Here is a 23,628-nt window from a genome sequence, read left to right on the forward strand (position 1 = left end):
GGCGATGGCCGATCGGGTCCGTGCGCGCATCGTGGTGTCCGGCCGCGTCCAGGGCGTGGCCTTCCGCCAGTCCACGGCCGACGAGGCGCGTCGCCTGGGGGTGGAGGGCTGGGTCCGCAACCTGCCCGACGGCCGGGTGGAGGCCGAGGTCGAGGGCGATCGCGCCGCGGTGGGCGCGCTCGTCCGCTGGTGCCACGCGGGCCCGCCCGCCGCGCGGGTGGATCGCGTCGAGATGGAGTGGGTGGAGCCCGCCGGCTGCCTGGGCGCCTTCGAGATCCGGTTCTGAGGCCGGGCTCGGTCGGGGCGGGCGTGCCGCGGCCGCGCGCTGCGGGCTCGACCCGGGCCGCGGGCCGTGCTATTCAGGCCGGCTCCGCAGGAAACCGCCGTCAGATCCGGCGGTTCGCACCTCCAGCCGGCGGGCGACACGCGGTTCGAACCCGCGGCCCGAAGGGACATGAAGACCGACCTCGCGCTCTCCTCGTCCGCGCTCGACGAGCTCGTCCTCCAGGCGCAGAAGCCCTCCCGCTACGTCGGCGCCGAGTTCGGCGCGGTGGTGAAGGACCTCTCCGCGGCCCGCGTCCGCTTCGCCCTGGCGTTCCCCGACACCTACGAGGTCGGGATGTCGAACCTGGGCTTCCGGCTGCTGTACCACCTGCTCAACGACCGGCCGGAGATCGCGTGCGAGCGCGTGTTCCTGCCGTGGCCGGACATGGAGGGCATGCTCCGCGCGCGCGGCCTCCCGCTGTTCACGCTCGAGTCGCGGGCCGCGGTGCGCGGGTTCGACGTCCTCGGCATCACGCTCCAGTTCGAGCTCGCCTACACGAGCGCGCTCGCCATGCTGGACCTCGCCGGCATCCCGCTGCTCGCGCGCGAGCGCGGCGACGAGGATCCGCTGGTGCTGGGCGGCGGGCCGTGCGCGTTCAACCCGGAGCCGGTGGCGGACTTCTTCGACGCGTTCGCGGTGGGCGAGGGCGAGGAGGTCGCGCTGGAGGTCGCGGACGCGGTCGCGGAGAGCGGCTTCCGCCGCGGCGGCGCCACGCGCCCCGAGCTGCTCCGGCGCCTCGCGCGCATCCCGGGGGTCTACGTGCCCTCGCTGTTCGCGCCGCGCTACGACCCGGTCTCGCGCACGCTCGCGGCCATCGAGCCGCTCCTGCCGGGCTACGAGAAGGTCGAGCGCCGCGTGATGCCGGACCTGAACGCGCTCCCGACCAGCGCGTACACCCGCCCGCTCGTCCCGTTCATGCAGACCGTGCACGACCGGCTCCCCATCGAGCTGCAGCGCGGCTGCACCCGCGGCTGCCGCTTCTGCCAGGTCGGCATGATCACGCGCCCGACCCGCCAGCGCGATCCGAAGCAGGTGCTGGCGCTCGCCGAGACCGGCCTGCGCGCCTCCGGCTACGAGGAGGTGGGGCTGCTGTCGCTCTCGTCGGGCGACTACGGCGCGCTGAACGGGCTGCTCGACGACTTCCTGGCGCGCTGGGAGGGCGAGCGGATCGCGATGAGCCTGCCCTCGCTCCGCACCGAGACGATGAACGAGGCGCTCGCCGCCAAGATCGCCCGCATCCGCAAGACCGGGTTCACGCTCGCGCCGGAGGCCGCCACCGAGCGCATGCGCGCGGTGATCAACAAGGGCAACCGCGAGGAGGACCTGCTCCGGGCGGTCGAGTCGATCTTCGGGAACGGCTGGTCGCTCCTGAAGCTCTACTTCATGATCGGGCTCCCGGAGGAGCGCGACGAGGACGTGGTGGCCATCGCCGAGCTGGCGAAGCGCTGCCTCGCCGCCGCCCGGCGCGTGCTGCCCAAGGGCGAGGGCTCGCCGGCCATCCACCTCGGCGCGTCGACCTTCGTGCCCAAGCCGTTCACGCCGTTCCAGTGGGAGCCGATGATCCCGCCGGAGGAGACGCGGCGCCGCCAGTCGCTCGTCACCGTGGCGCTGGGCGGCCGGAACGGCGCGATCCAGTTCAAGCCGCACGACTCGCGGCAGTCGTCCATCGAGGGCGCGCTCGCGCTCGGCGATCGCCGCGTGGGCACCGCGGTGCTCGCCGCCTACCGCCGCGGCCAGCGCCTCGACGGCTGGACCGAGTGGTTCGACGAGCGGAACTGGCTCGAGGCGTTCGCGGAGTGCGAGCGCGAGCACGGGGTGGGGCTGGACTGGTTCGCGCACCGGCGCCGCCGGCTCGACGAGGTGCTGCCCTGGGACCGCATCGACTGCGGCGTCACCAAGGCCTACCTCCAGAAGCAGCTCGCGGCGGCGCGCAACCTCGCCGAGGTGCCGGACTGCGTGCTCGAGCCGTGCACCGTGTGCGGCGCCTGCGACTACGACGTCGTGAAGAACCGCACGTACGAGGCGAAGGACTACGTCCCCGAGCCCCCGCGCCCGCCGCGCCCGGCCGACCCGCCGGCGCGCACGGTGGTGCGCGTCCGCTACGCGAAGCTCGGGCGGCTGGTGGCGCTCTCCCACCTCGAGACCATGCACGCCCTGCTCCGCGCCATCCGGCGCGCCGGGCTGCCGGTCGCGTACTCGCAGGGCTACCACCCGAAGCCGCGCGTGTCGTTCGGCCCGGCGCTCCCGGTCGGCCTGGAGAGCCTGTGCGAGCACCTCGATCTCGATCTCCTCGGGGCGGTTGACCCGCAGGAGGTCCTGGCGCGGCTCGCCCCCGAGCTCCCGGAAGGGCTGAAGGTGCAGGAGGCGCACGTGCTCGATCCGCACGCTGCGTCGATCTCCGAGGCGCAGCGAGCCGTCCATTACCGCGCCGAGTTTCCTCGGGAAACCTGGGGAGAGGCGGTCCTCGAGGCGCGCGTCGCCGCCTTCCGCGACGCGGATCAGTCGGTCGTCACCCGCGCGGCGCCGCCCCGGCCCCGCGGAAAGGGGCGGGGTCAGAAGGTCGCGGCACGGAAGCAAAGAGAGATAGACTTGAAGGACATCGTGACCCACCTCGCGGTCGAGGGCCCGGGGGCGGTCGCGTTCAGCTTGCGGGCGGATCCGTCGGGGAGTGCCAAGCCAGCCGAGGTGCTGGCGGCGATCTTCGGAGAAGACGGCACGCCGCCCCGGGGAGTGAAGGTTTTGAAGGAAGGCGTGAGCTTCGCGAGGAGCGGACCTGGCCGGCCGGAGCCGAGCCAGCCCCGCGCGCCTCGCTACCTCGACGCCTGAACGTACGACGCGCCCCGCCGGTGCCGCGCACGAAACGCGGCCGCCGGGCGCGAGGAGACGCGAAGCTTTGAGCGCCAGCTCGACAGCAGATCCGACCCTCCCGGCTCCACCGGGACGTTCGCGATCGTGGCCCGCCGGATGGGGCCTCGCTCTCCCCGCGTCTGAACGGGGCGAGAGAGGACCATCATGGCGGGCAACAGCATCCTCGTGATCAACGCGGCAGGCGCCGAGACGCGCGTCGCGCTGGTCGAGAACGGGACGATCCACGAGTACTACCTCGAGCGAAAGCGCGAGAAGGGGATCGTCGGGAACATCTACAAGGGCAGGGTGGTCCGCGTGCTCCCCGGCATGCAGGCCGCGTTCGTGGACATCGGCCTGGAGAAGGCGGCGTTCCTGTACGTCGGCGACGTGTACGGGGACCCGGACTTCTCGGAGGAGTTCGAGCTCACCGAGGGCGAGCACCGCGCCGAGGTGACCGACGTGCCGAGCGAGCAGGAGGCCGAGGAGGCGGAGGCCCGCGCGCGGTCGGCGCCGGCCCCCGAGCCCGGCGCCGCTGCGGCGAGCGCCGAGACTTCACCGACGGTGGATGCTCCGCCGGCGGCCGTGCCCCCGGAGGCCGCGCACGGGGAGGCCGGGCCGGTGGAGGCTGCTCCGACGGAGCCTGCTCCGGTCGCGGAGGCCGCCCCGGTCGAGAGCGCGCAGGCCGAGCCTGCGGCCTCGGAGCCGCCGCCCGCGCCGCTCACGCCCATCGCGCTGACCCAGGAGATCGGCATGGCGCCGGTGCCGGCGATCCCGGGGCTCCCGGTGCCGCCGCTCGCCGACGCGCCCGCGGCCGAGCCCACCGCCGCCGCGCCGGCCGCGGCGGAGACCCCCGCCGGGCCGACCGACCCCGCGGCGCCGGCCGTCGAGACCGCGCCGGCGGAGGCCGCGCTCGCGGCCGGGGAGACCCCGGCGACCGAGGCCGCCCCGGCCGCGCCGGCCCAGCCGGAGAAGGATCGCATCCAGGCGCCCGCGCGCGACGCCGCGCGCGAGGCCCGCGGGGACCGCGAGCGCGATCGCGGTGACCGCCGGCGCGACGAGCGCGGCCGGCGCGACGGCCGCGAGGGTCGCGATGGGCGCGAGGGACGCGACGGGCGCGAGCGCAACGGCCGGAACGGCCGCGAGGAGAAGCGCACCAAGGAGCCGAAGAACATCCAGGACCTGCTGAAGGAGGGCCAGGAGGTCATCGTCCAGGTCGCGAAGGATCCCATCGGCACGAAGGGCGCCCGCATCACCAGCCACATCTCGCTGCCGGGCCGGCACCTCGTGTTCATGCCGACGGTGGACCACATCGGCATCTCGCGCCGGATCGAGAAGGACGGCGAGCGCCGCCGGCTGCGCGAGATCGTGGACCGCATGCGCCCCGAGGGCACCGGGTTCATCGTGCGGACCGTCGCCGAGAACGTCGAGGCGGCCAAGCTCGAGGCGGACATCCGCTTCCTCATCCAGGTGTGGAACGAGATCATCCGCACCAAGGACAAGGTCTCGGCGCCCGCGCTGCTGCACGGCGACCTCGACCTCATCCTGCGCGCCACCCGCGACCTGTTCACCGCCGAGGTGGGCAAGCTCGTCATCGACGATCGCGACGAGTACGAGCGCATCCTGCGCTTCGTGCACGATCAGGCGCCGCACCTCGAGTCGCAGATCGAGTCGTACCAGGGCCAGGAGCCCATCTTCGACGCGTACGGGATCGAGCAGGAGCTGAAGCGCGCGGCCCAGCGCAAGGTGTGGCTCAAGTCCGGCGGCTACATCATCATGGACCAGGCGGAGGCGCTCACCGCCATCGACGTCAACTCGGGCCGCTACGTCGGCAAGAAGAACCTCGAGGAGACGATCACCAAGATCAACGTCGAGGCCGCCAAGGAGATCGTCTACCAGCTGCGGCTGCGCAACATCGGCGGCATCATCATCATCGACTTCATCGACATGGACAAACCCCAGAACCGCGACAAGGTCTTCAAGGCCTTGCAGGACGCGCTGGGGCGGGACAAGGCCAAGACCAACGTCCTCAAGATCTCCGAGCTCGGCCTCGTCGAGATGACGCGCAAGCGCGTGCGCGAGTCGGTGACGCGCGTGATGAACGAGCCGTGCCCGTACTGCGACGGCCGCGGGCACGTGAAGTCCAAGATCACGATCGCCTACGAGATCTTCCGCGAGATCCGGCGCGAGGCGCCGCACTTCCCGGAGCCGGTGCTGGTGGTGAACTCGCACCCGGAGGTCGCGCGCATCCTGCAGGGCGCGGAGCGCGAGGAGCTCCGCTACCTGATGGATCGCTTCAACAAGACCATCCAGGTGAAGCCGCAGTCCGGCTACCACCAGGAGCAGTTCGACATCTACGGCCGCCAGGAACGCGCCGAGCAGGGCGGCGGCGGCGGTGGCGGCAGTGGCTCCGGCGGTGGCTCCGGCGGTGGCGGGGGCGGCTCCGGGGGCGGTGGCGGGGGCGGGGGCGGCGGCGGACGGGATCGCGACCGCGGCCGCGGCCGCGACCGGCGCGGCGGGCGCGGCGGCGAGCGGGGCGGCGAGCGAAACGACCGCAACGAGCGCGGTGATCGCAACGAACGCGGCGACCGAGGCGAGCGCGGCGAACGCGGCGAGCGGAACGACCGCGGCGGCGAGCGCAGCGACCGAGGCGAGCGCGGTCAGCGCGGCGACCGCGGCGGCGAGCGTCCCGAGGGCGGTGAGCCGCGCGCCGCGCCCGAGGCCCCGCCCCAGGGCGGCGAGAAGGCCTGAGGCGGGCCGTGCCGGCGCGCCTCGACCAGGGCTCGGGGGTGGCGAGGGTGGAGCGCGAGCTCCGCTTCGCCAGCACCGCGCTCCGGCTGGCGCTGCGCGTGGTGGAGGGCGAGACCGTGCGCCTGCGCGCGATGGCCCTCACCTACATCTCGCTGTTCGCGCTGGTGCCGGCGCTGGTGGTGGCGTTCTCGGTGGTGCAGGCGTTCACCGGGATGGACGCCATCTCCAGCCGCGTCCACGACTTCCTCATCCAGAACCTGGCGGTGGGCGCCCGCTCGTCCATCGAGCCGTACCTGGACCGCTTCATCCGCAACGCGCACGCGACCAGCGCGGGCGTGGTGGGCGGCGCGCTCCTGGTCTGGTCGGCGGTGACGCTGTTCACCAACGTGGACCACGCGGTGAACGACGTCTGGGGCATCCGCCGCCGGCGCAGCATCACGCAGCAGGCGGTCACGTACTGGGTCGGGCTCACGCTCGGCCCGCTCCTGCTGGCCGCCTCGACCACGCTCGGCGCGTACACGCAGACGCTGCTCGCGAACACCGGCGTGCGCGCGCTGGTGGTGCTGAGCGGCACGCTGCTCAACTGCGCGTTCTTCGCGACGCTCTACCAGATCGTCCCGAACACGCGCGTGAAGCTCCGCGCCGCGGTGGTGGGCGGCGTCGCGGCGGGCGTGGCCTGGGACCTCGCGAAGTGGGGCTACGCGTTCGTGGTCGCGCGCATCTTCAAGTACCACGCGATCTACGGCTCGGTGGCGGCGGTCCCGATCTTCCTGTTCTGGCTGTTCGTGTCCTGGACCATCGTGCTGTTCGGGGCCCGGCTCGCGTACGTGGTGCAGTACGCGCGGACGCTCATGTCCCCGGCGCCGCGCGCGGACTCCGCCATCGCGCGCGAGATCCTGGCCGGCCGGACCCTGCTCCTGGTCGCGCAGGCGTTCGACCGCGGAGAGGACGCGCCGGACCCCGGCGACGTGGCCGCCCGGCTCGGGGCGACCCCCGAGGAGGCGAGCGAGGCCCTGGCCGCCCTCAGGCAGAGGGCGATCGTGGTGTCGCTGGCCGACGGCGGCCTGGTGCCCGCCCGCCCGCTGGAGAAGATCACGCTCCTGGACGTGAGGCGGGCGGTGTCCGGGCGGGAGGCACGTCCGGACGAGCGCGGCATCCTCTCGGAAATATTGACGGATCTCGAATCGAAGGCCGCCGGGCAGCTCGACGCGATCACGTTCCGGGACCTGTGCGACCGGGAGCGCGCCCGCGAGGCCGGCCATCGTGCCCCGGGAACGGGTGCCCCTGAAGAGGTGGATCCGACCGCCGCAGGCCCGGCACGCGCGTGAGCGTGCGCGGATCCCCAGGTCGGGGTCCCGCCCACCCAGACGCGCATGCCCGTGGAACCCTTGCTGATTTCGGAGCCTTCGGCTAGGCTCTCCCCATCCCGAGCGGCTTTCCAAGGGTGGGGGCCGTCAGCGAGCCGGAGTCCCGATGCTGAAGTCGGATCTCATCAACATCCTCGTCGTGAAGCGCGGTGTGACCCAGAAGCAGGCCGAGGCCACCATCGAGACGATCTTCGACTCGATGAAGGACGCGCTCTGCAAGGGAGAGAACATCGAGATCCGCGGGCTTGGCGCGTTCCACGTCAAGCACTACGACGGCTACCAGGGGCGCAACCCCAAGACCGGAGAGGTGATTCCGGTGAAGCCGAAGCGCGGGATCCTGTTCCGCACCGGCAAGGAGCTGCGCGACCGCGTGAACCGGCCGGAGCTGGTGGCGAAGCCGTCGCAGCCCGAAGGCGAGGGCCAGGGCACACCCCCGGTCGCCGCGGGCGCGTAACCGCGCGGCTTTGCTCGGTGGTGGCGGGGTCGGGCCGCGAGGCCGCGACCCCGCGCTGCGTTCCGGGCCTCAGGCCGGCAGCGCGACGCGCCCGAGCGGCCGGACCGTGAGCTCGGGAGGCAGCTCGTCGTAGGCGAGCACCGCGACGGCCGGGAGCCGGGGCGCGAGCAGGGTGCGGAGCGCCCGTCGGACGTCGGCGCTGGTCAGCACCACCGGCGGCGCCGCCTGAAGCTCCGCCTCCGCGCCGATGCGTTCGACCAGCTCCGCGGCCACCCGCGGGTCGATGGCGAGCGCGTCGCCTGCGAGCCCCTCGCGGAGCACCTGCTCCGCGGCCGGATCCAGCAGCAGCGCGGCGAGCGGGCCCTCGCCCGCGTGCGCGTGCGCCAGGTGGCGGCGCAGCGCGCGCCGGGCGCACTCCGCCAGCGCGGCAGGTCCGCGCCCGGCGCCGCCCGCCTCGAGCAGCGCCTCCAGGATCGTGCGCAGCGGCCGGATGGAGACGCCCTCCTCGACGAGGCGCCGCAGCACCTCCGCGAGCAGCGCGGGCGGGAGCTGTCGGCTCGCCTCGCGAACCAGCGCGGGGACGACGGGCTCGAGCCCGTCGAGGAGCGCCTGCACCTCCTGCACGCCGACGAGGTGCGACGCGTGGCGGAGCAGCGCCGCAGCGGCGTCCGCGAGCGCGCGATCGAGCGGGCCGCGCACCGCGCCCAGCGCGCGGGCGCGGTGCGCGTCCGCCTCCGCGATCACCGACACCGGCCTTCCGGAGAGCGGATCGCGCTCGACCGCGGCCTCGATGCCCGCGAGCGCCAGCTCGTCGGGCGCGGCGAGGACCACGACCTGTCCGGCGGGCGCGGTGCCGCCGCCGGCCGGGATCTCGTCGACGAGCAGGCGGTGGCCGCCCGCCGGCAGCGGGGCCGGCCGGAGCGCGATGGGCGGGGCGCGGACCCCGAGCGTGCGCCACACCGTCTCGCGGAGCGCCGCGAGCCCTTCCTGCCCGGCCGGCGTGGCGGCCGCGGCGAGGAGATCGCCGGCCAGCTCCAGCGCGAGCGGCGCCGGGCCGTCCGCGTCCGCTCCGGACGGGCCGGGCGCGCCCGCCGCCGAGGCCCGCGTCGCCGGGGCCGGGGCGCGCGCCGCCCGCCGCGCGATCCACCAGGCCGCCGTGCCGCCCGCGGCGGCGAGGGCGAGGAACGGCGCGGCCGGCAGCCCCGGCGCGAGCGCGAGCGCGCCGAGCAGCGCGGCCACCGCCGCGAGCGGCGCGGGCTCGGCGAGGAGCTGGCGCCCGATCTCGCCGCCGAGCGTCGCGCCCTCCTCCTCCCCCGCCACCCGCGTCACCGCGATCCCGGCCGCGACCGCGACGAGCAGCGAGGGGATCTGCGAGGAGAGCCCGTCGCCGATGGCGAGCAGCGCGTACCGGCGCGCGGCGTCGGCCGCCGTCATGCCGCGCAGCATGCCGGCCACGAGGCCGCCCGCCACGTTGACGAGCACGATCGCGACGCCCGCGATCGCGTCTCCCTTCACGAACTTGAGCGCGCCGTCCATCGCGCCGTAGAGCTGGCTCTCCCGCTCCAGGGCCCGGCGCCGCCGCCGCGCCTCGACCGCGTCGAGCGTCCCGGCGCGCAGGTCGGCGTCGATGGCCATCTGCTTGCCCGGGAGCGCGTCGAGCGTGAAGCGGGCCGCCACCTCGGCGACGCGCTCGGCGCCCTTCGCCACCACCAGGAGCTGCACCAGCGTGAGGATCGCGAACACCACCGCGCCGACCACCGTGTTGCCCTGGACCACCACCCGGCCGAACGCCTCGATGACCCGGCCGGCCTCGCCGCGCGAGAGCACGAGGCGCGTCGAGCTCACGTTGAGCGCGAGGCGGAACAGGGTGGTCAGCAGGAGCAGGGTCGGGAAGCTCGCGAACCGGAGCGCGTCCCGGGCGAACAGCGTCACCACCAGCACCGTGGCGGCCGCCGCCAGGTTCGCGGCGAGCAGCAGGTCGAGCACGGCGGGCGCGAGCGGGGTGACGAGCAGCAGCACCAGTCCCAGCACGGCGAGCGCGAACAGGGCCTCGCCGGAGGAGCGCAGGCGCGAGAGCAGGGCGTGGACGGGGATCATGGCTGGGCCTCCAGGCCGTACAGGTGTGCGAGGACCGCGGCGGCGGCCTCGTAGAGCGCCTCGGGGATCTCGTCGCCGACCTCGGCGAGGCGGTGCAGCGCGCGGGCGAGCGCGACGTCCCGGACCACCGGGACGCCGGCCCGGCGCGCGGCGGACCGGATGCGCGCCGCCGCCTCGCCCGCGCCCTTCGCGACCACGCGCGGCGCGCCGCCGCCCCGGCGGTCGTGGTGCAGCGCCACCGCGAGGTGCGTCGGGTTCACCACCACCACCGTGGCGCGCGCCACCGCGGGCGCCTCGAGCAGGGCGCGGTGGCGCCGCTGCCGCTCGGCGCGGTGCAGCGGATCGCCCTCGTCCTCCCGGTGCTCGCGGCGCACCTCGTCGCGGGTCATCATGAGGGCGCGCCGGTGGCGGCGGCGCACCAGGGCGAGGTCGAGCGCGCCGAGCACCGCGAACGCGGCCGCGAGCCGCCAGGCCAGCCCGCCGAGGACCGCCGGGGCGCGCCAGAGCGCGGCCGGGCCGAGCCGCGGGAGCGCGGCGAGGGACGGCGCCGCGCCGGCGAGCCAGCCCCAGGCCAGCGCCGCCAGCACCGCCGACTTGGCGAGCCCCAGGGCCGCGGCGGCGAGCTGCGCGCCGGAGAGGAGGCGGCGCAGGCCGCGCGCCGGGTCGAGCCGCTCGAGCCGCGGCGCGAGCGCGGCGAGGGAGAGTCCGGGCCCCGCCTGCAGCGCCGCCGCCCCGGCGCCGGCCGCGAGGGCGGCGCCGCAGGCGGGGAGCGAGAGCCGCAGGACCGCCGCCGCCGCGCCCTGGAGCGCGGCCGCCGGGCCCGCCGGCTCCCCATTCGCCGCGGCGAGCGCCGCGCGGAGCATGGCGCCGAGCTCGGCCGTGGCGCCCGGCGCGGAGACCGCCAGGGCGGCCAGCCCGCCCGCCAGCGCCGCGGCGCCGGTGAGCTCGCGGCTGACCGCCACCTCGCCGCGCCGGCGCGCCTCGCGCAGCCGCCGCGGGGTGGGCTGCTCGGTGCGGTTGCCGCTCACGGCCGCCCCCCGGAGAGCACGGCGACCAGCTGGCCCGGGAGCGCGGCCAGCGAGACCAGCCGCCCGGCGCCGGCGCTCGCGGCCGCCGCGAGCAGCGCCAGCCCGAGCGCGGCGCGCGCCGGCTGCGCCACGTTCACCGGTCCGAGCTGCGGCGCGACGCGCGCCGCCAGCGACAGGGCCAGGTCGGCCGCGAGCACCCCCGCGGCGGCGGGCGCCGCGACCGCCACCGCGGCCGCGAGCAGCTCCGCCGACGCGTGCAGGACCACCTCGCGGGCCGCGCCCGCCGGGAACGGCGCCCCGGCGGGCAGCGTCGCGAAGCTCGCCAGCAGCCCCCGGAGCACCAGGCGATCGCCGCCGCCCCACGCGGCCAGGACCACCACCCAGTGCGCCAGCAGGTCGCCGGAGGCGCTCTCGCGCTGCCGGACCGGCGCGACGTGGAGCTCGCTCAGGGTGGCGCCGCGGAAGGTGTCGGCGAGGCGCCCAGCGGCGCGAGCCGCCTCCACCGGCGCCGCCGCGAGCAGGCCCAGCGCGAGGCCGAGCGCCGCCTCGCGGGCGGCCGCGATCGCGAAGGCGATCGCCCCTGCCGGCGCGGCCGGCGCGCCCGCGGCGAGCGCCGCCGCGCCGCCCAGCCCGAGCGCGAGCCCCACCCGCGCCACCGGCGGGGCCATCGGGCCGCCCAGCAGCGGCGAGAGCATCACCACGGGCGCGAGCCGCAGCGCGTGGAGCAGCGCGCCGGCGAGCCGCGGCAGGAGCTCCGGGCCGAGCTCGGTCACGGCGCGATCCGGGGCACGAGGGCGAAGCAGTCGGCGGCGAACCGCACCGCGCGGGCGCCGATCCAGGGCGCCGTGATCGCGAGCACGATCACCACCGCGACGAGGCGCGGGACCACGCCCAGCGTCTGCTCCTGGACCTGCGTGGCGGCCTGGAGCACGCCGGTGACGAGGCCGACGAGGAGCGCGGCGCCGAGCGGCGGGGCGGAGAGCACCAGCACGAGCAGGAGCGCCTCGCGGCCGAGGTGGAGGAGGGCGGGATCCATCGCGATCACCCTGCGTACGAGAGCGCCAGGGCGCGGGCGAGGAGCTTCCACCCGTCCACGGCGACGAAGAGGAGGAGCTTGAACGGGAGCGCGACCGAGGTGGGCGAGAGCTGGGTGAGGCCGAGCGCGAGCAGCACGTTCGAGATCACCAGGTCCACCACCAGGAACGGCACGAACACCAGGAAGCCGATGGTGAAGGCCCGGCGCAGCTCGGACACCACGAACGCGGGCGCGAGCACGGCCAGATCGTCGTCCGCCGGCGGGGCGGCGTCCGGCGCGCGGAGCCGCCGCGCCACGTCGAGGAACGCGGCCCGGTCGTCGGGCCGCGCGAAGCGCGCGAGGAACGCCTTCACCGGCCCGGCGCCGCGCTGGAGCGCCGCCAGCGAGGCCGCGAGGCCGCGCTCGCCGGGCGCGGGCCGCGCCAGGGCGGCCGCGCGCTCGGCCACCGGCGCCATGACCAGCATCGTCAGCACCAGCGCGAGGCCGGTGACCACCGTGTTCGGCGGCACCTGCGGCGCGCCCAGCGCCGAGCGCGCGATCGACAGGACCACCGAGATCTTCAGGAACGAGGTGAGCATCACCAGCGCCGCGGGCACGAGCGCGAGCAGCGCGAGCAGCACCAGCATCTCGGCGGGCCGGTCGGCCACCGGGCCGGCGGAGGCGGCGAGCGCGGCGGCGATCACGGCCGGTCTCCCGGGGCGGTCGCCGCGGGCGCGCCGTCGAGCAGCGCGACCCGGTCGGACCCGAACCCGACCAGCAGCCGGCGCCCGTCCACCTCCACCAGCGCCAGGCCGGCGTCGCGCGAGAGCGGCGCGCGGGCCACGATCACCAGCGCCGGGGCGGGGCGCGCCGGGGCGCCGCGGCGGCGCGCCAGCACGGCGAGCGCGCCCACCGCGCAGGCGGCCAGCCCGCCGCGCGCGGCGGTGGGGGCCAGGTCTCCGGGGGCGCGTGAGAGGAGCAGCAGCACGCCGGCGGCGGCGAGCCCGGCGGCGGCGCGCGCGCCCGGCCGGGCGGGGAGGCCGCGGAGCCCGGCGGTCACGGCGCCACCTCCAGCGACAGGATGCGGACGCCCACCGCGCCCTCCACGTCCACCAGCTCGCCCCGCGCGACCGCGCGCTCGCCCAGGCGCAGGGTCACCAGCCCGCGGCGGTCGAGGTTCAGCGCGAGCACCGAGCCGGGCTCGAGCCGCGCCACCTCGGCGAGCGGGACGTCCACCCGGGCCAGCTCGACCTCGAGCGTCACCGGGAGCTGCGCATGCCGTTCGGCCATCTCCGTCTCCTCCACGTGGAAGCCTTCGCCGTCGATCCGCCCGAGCGCCCGGAGCCCGCCCGGCAGGACCAGCGCGTCGCGCCCGTCCGCGGGCGGGTCCACCACCAGCACGTCACCGGGCTCGAGCGCGTCCAGCTCGGCCGCGGTGAGCGCGGCGCGCCCGCGGCGCACCGAGCCCGGCACCGGGAGCTGCCGGTCGAGCTCCGCCGGCCCGCGCAGCGCGCGAACGGCCGCGGGCGGCAGCAGCAGGCGGGCGCGGCCCCGCGCCGGTCCCGCCGTGACCTCCAGTTCGACGGCGAGCGCGCCCGCGGGCTCGGCGTCGGCGCGGGCGAGGCGCGGCGACAGCCGCTCCTCCAGCTCGGCGACGCCGCACGCGCCGTCCAGCGCGGCGAGGGCGAGCAGCTCGAGCGCGGTCGCCTCCACCGGCGTGAGCGACGCCGCCGGCGCGGGCGCGCCGTCTCCGCCGGCCATCCGGTCCACCACGCGTACGACCAGCGCCGGCTCGACCTCCAGGATCGCGGTGCCGGGCAGCGCCGGCAGGTCGAGCGCGATCCGCGCGACGGCGGGGCGGGGCCACGCGCGGCCGGGCACCGCGCGGCCGGTCACCGACACCTCGGCGCCGACGAGGGCCGAGAGCGAGGCCGCCGCCGCCTCGGCGACCTCGGCCCCGAGCCGGCGGGCCGCGGACGTCAGCTCTGCGTGGCCGCGCGAGACCGCGGGGAGGACGAACGGAAGCGCCATGCGCGTCCGGATTTCCACCCGGCGTGCCAGGGCGCGATCAGCCGGGACGGCGCGGGGTTGCGCCCGGGGGGACGGTCAGCCCGTGTCCGCCGGGAAGGCGGGGGGTCCGCGGCGCGGACGCCGTCAGCCGGCGAGCCGCTCCCGGCAGAGGCGCACCAGGGCGCCGGCCACGCCCGCCGGCGGAGCCCCACCCAGGGCGAGGTCGGCGAGCAGGCGGGCCACCCGCGGGCGCTCGGCGGCGGCCACGGCCCGTGCACGCGCGCGCCGCTCCCCCGGCGCGGGCTCGACCGCGGCCGCGAGCGCGTCCAGCCGCGCGCCGCCCGGGAGCCGGGCGAGGCGGGCGGCCTCCTCGGAGGCGGCGGGGGACGGGCCGCGGGCGAGGAGCGCCTGCGCGCGCCCGGGCGCGAGCGCGGCGGCGGCGGCGGCGAGCCGCCGGTCCGCACCGGTCACGACGGCTTCCCCCGGCGCCAGCGCACCCCCGCGCCGCCGCCCACCGCGATCGCCGCCGCGCCGGCCGCGGCCGCGAGCGCGAGCAGCACCGGCGATCGCCCGCGGCGGGGTGGCGGAGGCGGGGCGCTGGCCTGCGGCGCCTCCGCGAAGACCACCGACACCGCCGCGGCGTCGAGCCCGTCCGCGGCCCCGGCCACCAGCGCCCGGAGCCCGGGCTCGAGCGCCCGCACCGCGGCGCAGGCCGCCGCGCGGCAGCGCACCAGCACCGCGGCGCGCGGCGCGGGCCGCTCGCCCGGCCGGAACGGATCCGCCTGCGGCAGGCCGAGGTGCACGCGGGCGCCCACCACGCCGTCGATGGCCTCGATGCTGCGCGCGAGCTCGCCCGAGAGCGCGTGGAGGTACAGCGCGTGCTCCTCCGTGGCCGTCGGGACCATCGAGCCCTTCGCGAGCACGGCGTCGAAGCCGGCCGGGCGCTGCCGGGGCAGATCGCGCTCGGCCAGCACGCGCCGCGCGCGGACGGCGTCGGCCGGGGCGACGCGCACCTCCCAGCCGGCGTCGGCGCCGTCCTCGCGCGCCTTCTCCGCGGCGATCCCGCCCTCGTCGAGCGCGACGAGGACGTCGTTCGCCTGCGGCTCGTCGAGGCCGTGCAGGAGCGCCTCGCCGGAGCAGCCGGCCAGCGCCAGGGTGAGCGGGAGCGCGAGGGGTGCGAGGCGCATGGCGGGTCCTCAGAGCTGCGTGTTCAGCGCCTGCTTCACGGCCTGGGCGCCCTGCTCGACCAGCTTGGCGGCGAGGTCCACGGTCTGGACGGTGCGGTACGCCTCGGCCTGGAGCCCGAGCAGCTCCTGGGCGGTGAACGTCCGGCCGGAGCGGGCGGCGGTGAGCACCGCCTCGAGCCGGGCCTGGGCGCGCTCCACCGCGGCGAGCGCGGCGGCGCCGGCGGTCGGGCGCGGCGGCTCGCGCGCGGGCGGCGCGGCCGGGCCGGAGGTGCTGCGCGCCTCGAGCGTCTTCGCGAAGCTCTGCTGCGGCGCGACCGCGGCGGCCGGGAGGGCCGGGGCGGCGGCGCCCACCGGGGCGACGGGCATGGCGCGCTCGCTAGTGGATGTTCTGGATGGCGGCCCGGGCGCTGTCGTGCCGGACCTTCATCACGTTGGACACCGCGGTGAACTCGCGGCTCTCCCGCTGCATGTGCTCCTGCAGCTGGAGGTACTGGAGGTTGAACGTCTGGGCCTCGCGCTGCAGCGCGCGGGTGGCGTCGAGCACGTCGCCGCCGGCGCCGCCGCCGGGCGACCCGGTGAGCCCGCCGGCCAGCGGGGAGCCGCCGAGCGGCGATCCACCGGCGGCCGCGGCGCCCGAGCGGATGGCGGCGGACAGGATGGTGCCGCCCGGGACGATGGGCGCGGCGAGCTCGACGGTGGCGGCCACCCCGCGGACCAGCCCCTCGGCGGCGCCGCGCAGCGCGGCGTCGAAGCGGCTGGGCAGCGCGCGCTGCGTGCTGGTCGGTGCGACGTGGATCGACTCGATTCGGTTCATGGCGTGCGTCCTCCTCGGCGCGACCCACAGCAACGGCCGTGCCGCGGCGAAAGCGCCCGCCGGCGCGGGCGGCGGGCGCGGGGCGCCGGCCGGCGCGCGACCGGGGCGGGCGGCCGGCGGACCGTGGTAACGTCCGCGCGTGCCGCCCGACGTGTTCCGCCGCGTCAGCGATGAGATCCTGCGCGCGCAGCGGCCCATCCGCGTGCTGCGGTCCATCAATTGGGACCCCGCGGTGCACGAGCGCTTCTTCCGCGGTGGCGCGCGCGAGCTGCCCAGGCCGGAGTACCCGCCGCTCGGCTTCGAGCCGGAGAAGAAGATCAAGGAGCTGCGCGCCATCCGCCGGCAGGTGCGAGGCAAGAACCCGGTGGAGGACCTGCTCCGCCGCAAGTGCGACGAGTTCATCGCGCTGGCGCAGCTCCTCGCGGCGCGCGGGACGAAGCGCTTCTACGAGCTCTCCCGCCGCATCTACGGCGACCCGCGCGACCGCTTCCCCGACCACAACGTGGACAACCTCGCCATCGCGCGCATGTGGGCCTCGCGCCCGCGCGCGCGCGACGAGGAGCTGGTCCACGACGCCGAGCAGGCGGCGGCGCGCGTGGCGGAGATCTGCAACCCGCTGCTGGGCGGGCACGTGAAGGCCGTGGTCCGCACCCGGCTGACGGCCAACGCCGCCGCGGGGGGCACCAGCATCACGCTCCGCAAGGGCGCGCGCTTCTCCGAGCGGCAGGTGCGGGCGCTCGCGCACCACGAGGGGCTGTGGCACGTGCTCACCTCGCTGAACGGCTACCGGCAGCCGCACCTGCCGGTGCTGGGCGTGGGCCTCCCCCGCCACACCGAGTCGCAGGAGGGCGGCGGCATCGTGGCCGAGTTCCTCACCGGCCACATCACCGACGAGCGCTACATCGAGCTCGGCGAGCGGACGATCGCCATCGACATGGCGGCGCGCGGCGCCGACTTCCTCGAGGTGTACCGGTACCTGCTGGCGCGCTTCCCGCCGGAGAAGGCGGCGCTCATGAGCGAGCGCGTCTTCCGCGGCGGGCTGCTGGAGGGCGGCGCGCCCTTCACGAAGGACGCGGCCTACCAGCGCGGCTACTGCCGGACGTTCAACTTCCTGCGCGCGGCGCTGGAGCAGCGCGACGTGGACCTGGTGCGCGCGTTCCTCGCCGGCAAGATGAGCGTGGACGACGCCGAGCTGGTGCGGGACCTGGTGGAGGAGGGGATCTGCGTCGGCCCGGTCTACCTGCCGGAGTGGTTCATCGACATCGACCGGCTGAACGCGATCGCCACGCACAGCGTGACCATGAACCGCTTCTCGCTGCCCTCGGTGACCCGCTACTACGCGCGCCGCCGCGGCACGCGGCCGCCGGCCGAGGGGGCCGGGCGCGCGCGCGAGGCGGACACGGAGGAAGGGCCGGCGCGGCTCGCCGGCGCGGACGAGGGCGATCTGGGCGAGTGACGGCGCCAGCGCCACGGTCGCGACCGACGGCCGCGCGGCGTCAGGCGCGGCCGCCGGGATCTCGCGCGAGCCCGCGGATGCGGGCGCGCGAGGTCACGGGCCCCGCTAGGTGATGCTGGCCCCGAAGATCCGCCCCACCGCGTAGGTGACCCCGGCCGCCAGCGCCGCGAGCCCCGCCATCCGCAGCGCGGATCGCCACACGCTCGTGCCGGAGAGGAACCCGACCGCGCCGCCCACGCCGGCCAGGATCCCGCCCGCCAGGATCGCGCTCGAGATCACCGCCGGCGTGCCGGAGGTCACCAGGAACGGCACGATGGGCACGAGCGCGCCCACCGAGAACATCGCGAAGGACGAGCCCGCCGCGCCCATGGGCGAGCCGAGGTCCTCCGGGTCGAGCCCCAGCTCCTCTCGCACCAGCGTGTCGAGCGCGCTCTCCGGGTTCTTCAGGATCTCGGCGGCGGTGCGGCTCGCCTGCTCCGTCGAGAGCCCCTTCTGCTTGAAGATGAGCGCGAGCTCGGCGGCCTCCTCCTCCGGGGCCTCCTCGATCTCGCGCTTCTCGAGCGCGATCTGCCGGGCGAGGAGGTCGCGCTGGCTCGCGACCGAGGTGTACTCGCCCGCCGCCATCGAGAACGCGCCCGCCAGCAGCCCGGCGAACCCGGTGACGAGCACGGTGCCCGGCGCGACGCCCGCCCCGGCCACCCCGAGGATGAGCGACAGGTTGGACACGAGCCCGTCGTTCATCCCGAAGATCGCCGCCCGGATCGACCCGGCCCGCCCGCCGCCGCGGTGCCACCGCTCGCGGTCGCCGATGAGCGCCCGCGCGCCCTGCGGCGCGTCCGGCCCGTGCATGCCGGCCAGCACCTGCCGGTGCGCGCGCTCCTCGGCGGCGATCTCCGTCGCCTCGCCGCCCTGCTGGTCGTACTTGTCGGCGTCGCCGGCCTCGGTCTCGAGGACCATGGGCAGCACCGCCGCGCTGCCCAGCCGCCTGGCCAGCCACACCAGCGCGCGCACGCGCGAGCTGGGCCGGTCCGGCGGGACCGCCACGCCTTCCTTGAGGAGCTTGCGCTCCCAGACCTGCGCGTGGCGCCGCTCCGCCGCGGCCAGCTCCCGGAAGCTCGCGGCGCGGGCGGGGTCCTTCTCGTGCCGGGCGAGCCCCTCGTACAGCGCGGCGCCGTCGCGCTCGTCGAGCAGGTTCTGGAGCCACAGGTCGGTGCGCACGTTCATGCGCGCCGGACTGTAGCAGGGCCGGCGCCGGAGGCGGAGCCGGCCGGCGCGCCACCGCCGTCAGCGCAGGGCGGCCGCGGCTCGCGCGGCGTCGCAGGGGTCGGTCCAGAACGTCGCCACCAGGTGCGAGCGGCTGGTGCACCGGGTCTTCGCGAGCAGCGCCGACACGTGCAGCTCGATCGTCTTCTCGGAGCAGCCGAGCCGCGACGCCACGGTGCGGTTCGTGTCGCCCTGCGCCACGCGGGCCAGCACGGCGGCCTGCCGCGGCGTGAGCCCCCAGCGTCGCGAGATCACCTGCACGCGATGGCGCGCGTCGCCGTCCAGGTCCGGCAGGACCACCAGCGCGTGGCCCGGGTGGCCCTCGACCGCGAAGCGGGCGGGCGTGCGCGCGTCGGCGGCCGGGGGCGCGCGGAGCACCTCCATCACCCGCTCGCGATCCGTGGCGAGGAGCGTCCGGGCGCGCGCGTTCGCGAGCAGGATCGAGGCGGGCGCGCGGACCACCACCGCCGGCGCGGGGATGGCCTCGAGCGCCGCGTCGAGGGCGGCCGTCGCGAGGGCGGAGATCTCCGGCCGCTCGGGCGGCGGAGGCATCGAAGCGGGTGGAGCGACTTCACGGGGAGAGAGATCTCCCGCGTGCACGGTGGTCATCGTTCGCGGCCCCCCAAGGCTTCGCGCGAATTTGCGAGAACGGAGCCTATTCCATCCGCCGATCTTCGCTATCCGGGGAATCCCGTACACGCCGTGCGCCAATGCGGACGATGCGTCCGTCAGGTGCGCCGCAGGTCGCGGCCGACCGGGGCAGGCGCGACCCTCGCCATCCAGGGCCTTTTCGTCTATACCAACGGGTTCCCCGAGGAGTTCCGCCGTGCTGAAGCTCGATTCCCGCGATCCTGGCTTCCAAGAAGCGTGGGCCCGCGTCTGCGCCCGTGGGTCGGACGAGGACGAGGCGCCGGTGCGCGAGGCCGCCGCCGCCATCGTGGCCGACGTCCGCGCCCGCGGCGACCTGGCGCTGCTCGAGCACACCCGCCGCCACGACGCCTGGGACCCGGGCTCCGCCGCCGGCCTGGCGCTCGGCCCGGCCGACTTCGCCGCCGCGTACCGCGGCCTCCCCGCCGCGGCGCGTCGTGCGCTCTCGCTCGCCGCCCGGCGCATCGCCGACTTCCACCGCCGCGAGACCGACGCGCAGGTGCCGGCCCGTCGCGACGCCGCGGGTGCGACGCTGTCGCAGGTCGTCCGCCCGCTGGAGCGCGTCGGCCTGTACGTTCCGGGGGGGACGGCCCGCTATCCCTCCTCGGTGCTGATGACCGCCGTGCCGGCCCGCGTGGCCGGCGTCCGGGAGATCGTCGTCACGTCACCCGGCGTGAAGGGCAGCGGCGAGATGGACCGCTGGACGCTCGCCGCCTGCCACGTGGCCGGGGTGGCGCGCCTGTTCAAGGTCGGCGGCGCGCAGGCGGTGGCGGCGCTGGCGTACGGCACCGCCACGGTTCCGGCGGTGGACAAGATCTGCGGGCCGGGCAACGCGTACGTGGCCGCCGCGAAGCGGCTGGTGTTCGGGCGCGTGGACATCGACATGATCGCCGGGCCGAGCGAGATCCTGGTGCTCGCCGACGCGGCGGCGGATCCGGCCGAGGTGGCGAGCGACCTGCTCGCGCAAGCCGAGCACGACGTGCGGGCCGTGTCGGTGCTGGTGACGCCGTCGGCCGCGCTGGCGCGGGCGGCGCTGACGGCGGTCGAGCGCCAGCTCGCCGATCTGCCGCGCCGGGAGATCGCCGGTCGCTCGATCGAGGAGCGCGGCGCGGTGGTGGTGACGCGCGGCCTCTCCGAGGCGGTGCGGCTCGCCGACGCGTTCGCGCCCGAGCACCTGGCGCTGCACGCCCGCGGCGCGGCCGGCCTCGTGAAGCGGATCTCGCGCGCCGGCGCGGTGTTCGTGGGCAGCTCCACGCCGGAGGCGGTGGGCGACTACCTGGCCGGCCCGAGCCACGTGCTCCCGACCGCCGGCACCGCCCGGTTCGCCTCGCCGCTCTCGGTGGCGACGTTCCGCCGCCGCATGAGCGTGCTCGACCTGACGCCCGCGGCGCTCGCCGCGCTGGCGCCGTCGGTCGAGGCGCTGGCGCGGGCCGAGGGGCTGGAGGGGCACTGGCGCGCGGTGGAGGTGCGGGTCGCGAAGCGCGCGCCCGCGCGGCCCCGCCGGGCGGCGGCGGCGAAGGCGAAGGTCGCGTCGAGGGCGCCCCGCGCGCGCGCCGCGGCCGGGGGGGCGCGTCGATGAGCCGGCGGGCCACGGTGAAGGCCCCGCGCGCGGGTGCGGCCGCGCGCCGCGGGGCGGTGGCGCGGCGGACCAAGGAGACCGACGTCGCGGTGGAGCTCCGGCTCGAGCCGGGCGAGGCGGCGATCTCGACCGGGCTCCCGTTCTTCGACCACATGCTCGACCAGATCTCGCGCCACGGCGGCATGGCCCTCACGGTGCGGGCGAAGGGCGACCTGCAGGTGGACGCGCACCACACCGTCGAGGACGTGGGCATCGGCCTGGGCGAGGCGCTGCGGCAGGCGCTCGAGGACAAGGCCGGGCTGGCGCGCTACGGGCACGCGGTGGTGCCGCTCGACGAGGCGCTGGTGGAGGCGGTGGTGGACCTCTCCGGCCGCCCGCACCTCACGTTCAACGCGAAGCTCCCGAGCGGCAAGAAGTTCATCGGCGGCTACGACGTGGACCTGACGCAGGACTTCCTGCAGGCGCTCGTGAACCACGCGCGCATCTGCGTGCACGTGAACGTCCGCTACGGCCGCAACCTGCACCACGTGGTGGAGGCGATCTTCAAGGCGACCGCGCGCGCGCTCCGCGCCGCGACGGCGCGCGAGGGGACCGCGCTGCCCAGCACCAAGGGAACGCTGTGAGCCGCCCGGCCGGCACCGTCGCGCTGGTGGACTACGGCGCCGGCAACCTGCGCTCGGTGGAGAACGCGCTGCGCGAGGTGGGCGCGGCGGTGGTGGTCACGCGCGATCCCGACGCGGTCCGCCGCGCCGACCGGGTGGTGGTGCCGGGGCAGGGCGCGATGCCCGCCTGCGCCGAGGCGATGCGCCGGAGCGGCGTGGCCGGCGCGCTCCTGGAGGCGGTCGAGCGCGGGACGCCGGTGCTGGGCATCTGCGTCGGGCTGCAGATCCTGTTCGCCGAGGGCGAGGAGGCGGGCGGGGCCCGCGGCCTCGGCCTGGTGGACGGCCGCATCGCGCGGCTGCCCGGCGGCGTGAAGCTGCCGCACATCGGCTGGTCGAAGGTGCGGCTGGTGGCCCCCGGGTCGGCGCTGTTCGCGCCCATGGACGGCGCCTACGTCTACTACGCGCACTCCTACGCCGCGCCCGCGGAGGCGCCCGGCGCGGCCCTGCTCACGCGCCACGGCCGCGACTTCTGCGCGGCGCTGGAGCGCGGCAACCTGTTCGCGGTGCAGTTCCACCCGGAGAAGAGCCAGCGCGTGGGGCTGGCCCTGCTCGAGCGGTTCGTCTCCATCTAGGCGGGGGCCATGCTCGTCATCCCAGCGATCGATCTCATCGGCGGCGAGGTGGTCCGGCTGGAGAAGGGCGACTTCGCCCGCAAGACCGTGTACGCGCGCGATCCGGCCGAGAAGGCCGCCGAGCTGGTGCGCGACGGCGCGAGCCTGATCCACGTGGTGGACCTCGACGGCGCGAAGGCCGGCTGGCCGGTGAACCTCGACGCGGTCCGCGCCATCTGCGCGGTGCCGGGCGCCGAGGTGGAGCTGGGCGGCGGGCTGCGCTCGCTGCCGGACATCGAGAAGGTGCTCGAGCTGGGCGTGCGGTACGTGGTGCTCGGCACCGCGGCGGTGGAGCGGCTCGACCTGGTCCGCCAGGCCTGCGCCCGCTTCCCCGGGCGCGTGCGCAGCGGCATCGACGCGCGCAACGGCGAGGTGAAGATCGCCGGCTGGCTGGAGGGCACCGGGCTCGGCGCGGCCGAGGTGGCGCGCCGGGTGAAGGAGGCCGGGGTCGGGCTGGTGGAGTACACCGACGTCGGCCGCGACGGCATGTTCACCGGGGTGGACGCCGAGGGCGCGGCGCGGCTGCAGGCCGAGGCCGGCGTGCAGGTGGTCGCCTCGGGCGGCGTGGCCGGCCTCGACGACGTGCGCGCCTGCCGCGCCGCCGGGCTGGCCGGCGTGATCGTCGGCAAGGCGCTGTACGAGGGCCGGATCGCGCTCGCCGAGGCGGTGCGCGCCGCGGCGGAGTAGGAGAGGGAAGGGCACCGCATGCCGGCGAAGCGCATCATCCCCTGCCTCGACGTGAAGGCCGGGCGCGTGGTCAAGGGGATCAAGTTCCAGAACCTGCGCGACGCGGGCGATCCGGTGGAGGCGGCCGCGCGCTACGACGCGCAGGGCGCCGACGAGGTCACGTACCTCGACATCGCCGCGACGCAGGAGAACCGCGGCACGCTGCTCGACCTCGTCACCCGCACCGCCGCGCGCGTGTTCGCGCCGCTCACGGTGGGCGGCGGCGTGCGCAGCGAGGAGGACTTCGTGGCGCTGCTGCACGCCGGCGCCGACAAGGTCTCGGTGAACTCCTCGGCGGTGAAGGCGCCGGACCTGGTGGACCGGCTCTCGCGGATCGCCGGCGCGCAGGCGCTGGTGGTGGCGATCGACGTGAAGCGCCGGCCCCGCGGCGCCGGCCGCCAGGAGTGGGAGGTCTACGTGGCGGGCGGGTCGAAGCCCACCGGCGTGGAGGGCATCGCCTGGGCGCGCGAGGTGGCGGCGCGCGGCGCCGGCGAGCTGCTCCTCACCTCGATGGATCGCGACGGCACGCAGGCCGGCTACGACCTCGAGCTGCTGGAGCAGGTCTGCTCGGCCGTCACCATCCCGGTGATCGCCTCCGGGGGCGTGGGCACGCTCGAGCACCTCGCCGAGGGGCTCCAGATCGCCGACGCGGCGCTGGCCGCCTCGATCTTCCACGACGGCAAGCACACCGTGCAGGAGGCGAAGGCCTTCCTCCTGGCGCGCGGGATCGAGGTGCGGCCGTGAGCCGCCCCACCCGCTCGTTCGCCCGCCTGCTCGGCCGGGTCGCGTTC

24 protein-coding genes are annotated in these 23,628 nt (G+C 76.6%); 11 read left to right on the forward strand and 13 right to left on the reverse strand.

Annotated features, from left to right (window positions below):
- Positions 1 to 4: 4 nt before the first annotated feature.
- The 5 genes from ANAEK_RS03630 (at position 5) to ANAEK_RS03650 (ending at position 7,741) form a co-directional block, all read left to right on the forward strand.
- Positions 5 to 286, forward strand: a complete 282-nt coding sequence (locus ANAEK_RS03630; protein ID WP_012524796.1) for an acylphosphatase — start codon at positions 5 to 7, stop codon at positions 284 to 286.
- Between the two features lie 168 nt (positions 287 to 454).
- A complete protein-coding gene (locus tag ANAEK_RS03635) occupies positions 455 to 3,151 on the forward strand; it encodes a TIGR03960 family B12-binding radical SAM protein (RefSeq protein ID WP_012524797.1) in 2,697 nt (898 codons plus the stop codon).
- 186 nt (positions 3,152 to 3,337) lie between these two features.
- Entirely contained in the window at positions 3,338 to 5,920 is a 2,583-nt protein-coding gene (locus tag ANAEK_RS03640) for an Rne/Rng family ribonuclease (protein WP_012524798.1), read from the forward strand.
- 8 nt (positions 5,921 to 5,928) lie between these two features.
- Complete coding sequence (locus tag ANAEK_RS03645) at positions 5,929 to 7,248, forward strand: YhjD/YihY/BrkB family envelope integrity protein (protein ID WP_012524799.1); 1,320 nt, start codon at positions 5,929 to 5,931, stop codon at positions 7,246 to 7,248.
- A gap of 145 nt (positions 7,249 to 7,393) precedes the next feature.
- A complete protein-coding gene (locus tag ANAEK_RS03650; protein WP_012524800.1) occupies positions 7,394 to 7,741 on the forward strand; it encodes an HU family DNA-binding protein in 348 nt (115 codons plus the stop codon).
- Positions 7,742 to 7,810: 69 nt separating this feature from the next.
- Here ANAEK_RS03650 and ANAEK_RS03655 read toward each other — a convergent pair whose 3' ends face one another.
- The 11 genes from ANAEK_RS03655 to ANAEK_RS03705 all read right to left on the reverse strand — a co-directional run bounded on the left by ANAEK_RS03655 (position 7,811) and on the right by ANAEK_RS03705 (position 15,892).
- The gene (locus ANAEK_RS03655; protein ID WP_012524801.1) at positions 7,811 to 9,838 is read right to left on the reverse strand and encodes a flagellar biosynthesis protein FlhA; all 2,028 of its coding nucleotides are present in this window, start codon (positions 9,836 to 9,838) and stop codon (positions 7,811 to 7,813) included.
- A complete protein-coding gene (locus ANAEK_RS03660; RefSeq protein ID WP_012524802.1) occupies positions 9,835 to 10,866 on the reverse strand; it encodes an EscU/YscU/HrcU family type III secretion system export apparatus switch protein in 1,032 nt (343 codons plus the stop codon). Before ANAEK_RS03660 ends, ANAEK_RS03655 begins: the two co-directional genes overlap by 4 nt.
- The gene (locus ANAEK_RS03665) at positions 10,863 to 11,639 is read right to left on the reverse strand and encodes a flagellar biosynthetic protein FliR (RefSeq protein WP_012524803.1); all 777 of its coding nucleotides are present in this window, start codon (positions 11,637 to 11,639) and stop codon (positions 10,863 to 10,865) included. Before ANAEK_RS03665 ends, ANAEK_RS03660 begins: the two co-directional genes overlap by 4 nt.
- Positions 11,636 to 11,902 carry a type III secretion system export apparatus subunit SctS gene (gene sctS / locus ANAEK_RS03670; RefSeq protein ID WP_012524804.1) on the reverse strand — a complete coding sequence of 89 codons (267 nt, stop codon included), beginning with the start codon at positions 11,900 to 11,902 and terminating at the stop codon, positions 11,636 to 11,638. The genes ANAEK_RS03665 and sctS overlap by 4 nt, the downstream gene beginning before the upstream one ends.
- A gap of 5 nt (positions 11,903 to 11,907) precedes the next feature.
- The gene (sctR, locus tag ANAEK_RS03675; RefSeq protein WP_012524805.1) at positions 11,908 to 12,585 is read right to left on the reverse strand and encodes a type III secretion system export apparatus subunit SctR; all 678 of its coding nucleotides are present in this window, start codon (positions 12,583 to 12,585) and stop codon (positions 11,908 to 11,910) included.
- Complete coding sequence (locus ANAEK_RS03680) at positions 12,582 to 12,941, reverse strand: flagellar biosynthetic protein FliO (RefSeq protein WP_012524806.1); 360 nt, start codon at positions 12,939 to 12,941, stop codon at positions 12,582 to 12,584. Before ANAEK_RS03680 ends, sctR begins: the two co-directional genes overlap by 4 nt.
- A complete protein-coding gene (locus ANAEK_RS03685) occupies positions 12,938 to 13,912 on the reverse strand; it encodes a FliM/FliN family flagellar motor switch protein (protein ID WP_012524807.1) in 975 nt (324 codons plus the stop codon). The genes ANAEK_RS03680 and ANAEK_RS03685 overlap by 4 nt, the downstream gene beginning before the upstream one ends.
- Positions 13,913 to 14,035: 123 nt before the next feature.
- Positions 14,036 to 14,362, reverse strand: a complete 327-nt coding sequence (locus tag ANAEK_RS03690) for a hypothetical protein (RefSeq protein ID WP_012524808.1) — start codon at positions 14,360 to 14,362, stop codon at positions 14,036 to 14,038.
- Positions 14,359 to 15,078 carry a secretion protein gene (locus ANAEK_RS03695; RefSeq protein ID WP_012524809.1) on the reverse strand — a complete coding sequence of 240 codons (720 nt, stop codon included), beginning with the start codon at positions 15,076 to 15,078 and terminating at the stop codon, positions 14,359 to 14,361. Before ANAEK_RS03695 ends, ANAEK_RS03690 begins: the two co-directional genes overlap by 4 nt.
- Before the next feature lie 9 nt (positions 15,079 to 15,087).
- Positions 15,088 to 15,444: a hypothetical protein gene (locus ANAEK_RS03700; RefSeq protein WP_012524810.1), complete on the reverse strand. Its 357-nt coding sequence runs from the start codon at positions 15,442 to 15,444 to the stop codon at positions 15,088 to 15,090.
- A 10-nt stretch (positions 15,445 to 15,454) separates the two neighbouring features.
- A complete protein-coding gene (locus ANAEK_RS03705) occupies positions 15,455 to 15,892 on the reverse strand; it encodes a hypothetical protein (protein WP_012524811.1) in 438 nt (145 codons plus the stop codon).
- Positions 15,893 to 16,031: 139 nt separating this feature from the next.
- On the opposite strand from ANAEK_RS03705, the gene ANAEK_RS03710 reads away from it, so the two are divergent.
- Positions 16,032 to 17,348, forward strand: coding sequence for a flavohemoglobin expression-modulating QEGLA motif protein (locus ANAEK_RS03710; RefSeq protein WP_012524812.1), 1,317 nt, complete (start codon positions 16,032 to 16,034; stop codon positions 17,346 to 17,348).
- Positions 17,349 to 17,453: 105 nt separating this feature from the next.
- Here ANAEK_RS03710 and ANAEK_RS03715 read toward each other — a convergent pair whose 3' ends face one another.
- Complete coding sequence (locus ANAEK_RS03715) at positions 17,454 to 18,572, reverse strand: VIT1/CCC1 family protein (protein ID WP_012524813.1); 1,119 nt, start codon at positions 18,570 to 18,572, stop codon at positions 17,454 to 17,456.
- 60 nt (positions 18,573 to 18,632) lie between these two features.
- On the reverse strand, positions 18,633 to 19,163 hold the full coding sequence (locus ANAEK_RS03720) for a response regulator transcription factor (RefSeq protein WP_012524814.1): 531 nt from the start codon (positions 19,161 to 19,163) through the stop codon (positions 18,633 to 18,635).
- A 274-nt stretch (positions 19,164 to 19,437) separates the two neighbouring features.
- Between ANAEK_RS03720 and hisD the strand changes: the two genes are divergently transcribed.
- The 5 genes from hisD to hisF are packed head-to-tail and all read left to right on the forward strand — an operon-like array spanning position 19,438 to position 23,581.
- Positions 19,438 to 20,838 carry a histidinol dehydrogenase gene (hisD, locus tag ANAEK_RS03725; protein WP_012524815.1) on the forward strand — a complete coding sequence of 467 codons (1,401 nt, stop codon included), beginning with the start codon at positions 19,438 to 19,440 and terminating at the stop codon, positions 20,836 to 20,838.
- Positions 20,835 to 21,461 (forward strand): imidazoleglycerol-phosphate dehydratase HisB, encoded by a 627-nt coding sequence (gene hisB, locus ANAEK_RS03730; protein WP_012524816.1) that lies wholly within the window; start codon positions 20,835 to 20,837, stop codon positions 21,459 to 21,461. Before hisD ends, hisB begins: the two co-directional genes overlap by 4 nt.
- Positions 21,458 to 22,072 carry an imidazole glycerol phosphate synthase subunit HisH gene (hisH, locus tag ANAEK_RS03735; RefSeq protein WP_012524817.1) on the forward strand — a complete coding sequence of 205 codons (615 nt, stop codon included), beginning with the start codon at positions 21,458 to 21,460 and terminating at the stop codon, positions 22,070 to 22,072. The genes hisB and hisH overlap by 4 nt, the downstream gene beginning before the upstream one ends.
- Before the next feature lie 9 nt (positions 22,073 to 22,081).
- The gene (gene hisA / locus ANAEK_RS03740) at positions 22,082 to 22,798 is read left to right on the forward strand and encodes a 1-(5-phosphoribosyl)-5-[(5-phosphoribosylamino)methylideneamino]imidazole-4-carboxamide isomerase (RefSeq protein ID WP_012524818.1); all 717 of its coding nucleotides are present in this window, start codon (positions 22,082 to 22,084) and stop codon (positions 22,796 to 22,798) included.
- 18 nt (positions 22,799 to 22,816) lie between these two features.
- On the forward strand, positions 22,817 to 23,581 hold the full coding sequence (gene hisF / locus ANAEK_RS03745; RefSeq protein WP_012524819.1) for an imidazole glycerol phosphate synthase subunit HisF: 765 nt from the start codon (positions 22,817 to 22,819) through the stop codon (positions 23,579 to 23,581).
- The last annotated feature ends 47 nt before the right edge of the window (positions 23,582 to 23,628 follow it).

Source organism: Anaeromyxobacter sp. K (genome assembly GCF_000020805.1).
GTDB lineage: Bacteria > Myxococcota > Myxococcia > Myxococcales > Anaeromyxobacteraceae > Anaeromyxobacter > Anaeromyxobacter dehalogenans.

What these genes read in the sequence shown, in the direction of transcription:
- ANAEK_RS03630 (WP_012524796.1), top strand. Translation starts at nt 5, where the DNA reads ATGGCCGATCGGGTCCGTGCGCGCATCGTGGTGTCCGGCCGCGTCCAG.
- ANAEK_RS03635 (WP_012524797.1), top strand. Translation starts at nt 455, where the DNA reads ATGAAGACCGACCTCGCGCTCTCCTCGTCCGCGCTCGACGAGCTCGTC.
- ANAEK_RS03640 (WP_012524798.1), top strand. Translation starts at nt 3,338, where the DNA reads ATGGCGGGCAACAGCATCCTCGTGATCAACGCGGCAGGCGCCGAGACG.
- ANAEK_RS03650 (WP_012524800.1), top strand. Translation starts at nt 7,394, where the DNA reads ATGCTGAAGTCGGATCTCATCAACATCCTCGTCGTGAAGCGCGGTGTG.
- ANAEK_RS03655 (WP_012524801.1), bottom strand. Translation starts at nt 9,838, where the DNA reads ATGATCCCCGTCCACGCCCTGCTCTCGCGCCTGCGCTCCTCCGGCGAG.
- sctS (WP_012524804.1), bottom strand. Translation starts at nt 11,902, where the DNA reads ATGGATCCCGCCCTCCTCCACCTCGGCCGCGAGGCGCTCCTGCTCGTG.
- ANAEK_RS03685 (WP_012524807.1), bottom strand. Translation starts at nt 13,912, where the DNA reads ATGGCGCTTCCGTTCGTCCTCCCCGCGGTCTCGCGCGGCCACGCAGAG.
- ANAEK_RS03695 (WP_012524809.1), bottom strand. Translation starts at nt 15,078, where the DNA reads ATGCGCCTCGCACCCCTCGCGCTCCCGCTCACCCTGGCGCTGGCCGGC.
- ANAEK_RS03700 (WP_012524810.1), bottom strand. Translation starts at nt 15,444, where the DNA reads ATGCCCGTCGCCCCGGTGGGCGCCGCCGCCCCGGCCCTCCCGGCCGCC.
- ANAEK_RS03705 (WP_012524811.1), bottom strand. Translation starts at nt 15,892, where the DNA reads ATGAACCGAATCGAGTCGATCCACGTCGCACCGACCAGCACGCAGCGC.
- ANAEK_RS03715 (WP_012524813.1), bottom strand. Translation starts at nt 18,572, where the DNA reads ATGAACGTGCGCACCGACCTGTGGCTCCAGAACCTGCTCGACGAGCGC.
- ANAEK_RS03720 (WP_012524814.1), bottom strand. Translation starts at nt 19,163, where the DNA reads ATGCCTCCGCCGCCCGAGCGGCCGGAGATCTCCGCCCTCGCGACGGCC.
- hisB (WP_012524816.1), top strand. Translation starts at nt 20,835, where the DNA reads ATGAGCCGGCGGGCCACGGTGAAGGCCCCGCGCGCGGGTGCGGCCGCG.
- hisA (WP_012524818.1), top strand. Translation starts at nt 22,082, where the DNA reads ATGCTCGTCATCCCAGCGATCGATCTCATCGGCGGCGAGGTGGTCCGG.
- hisF (WP_012524819.1), top strand. Translation starts at nt 22,817, where the DNA reads ATGCCGGCGAAGCGCATCATCCCCTGCCTCGACGTGAAGGCCGGGCGC.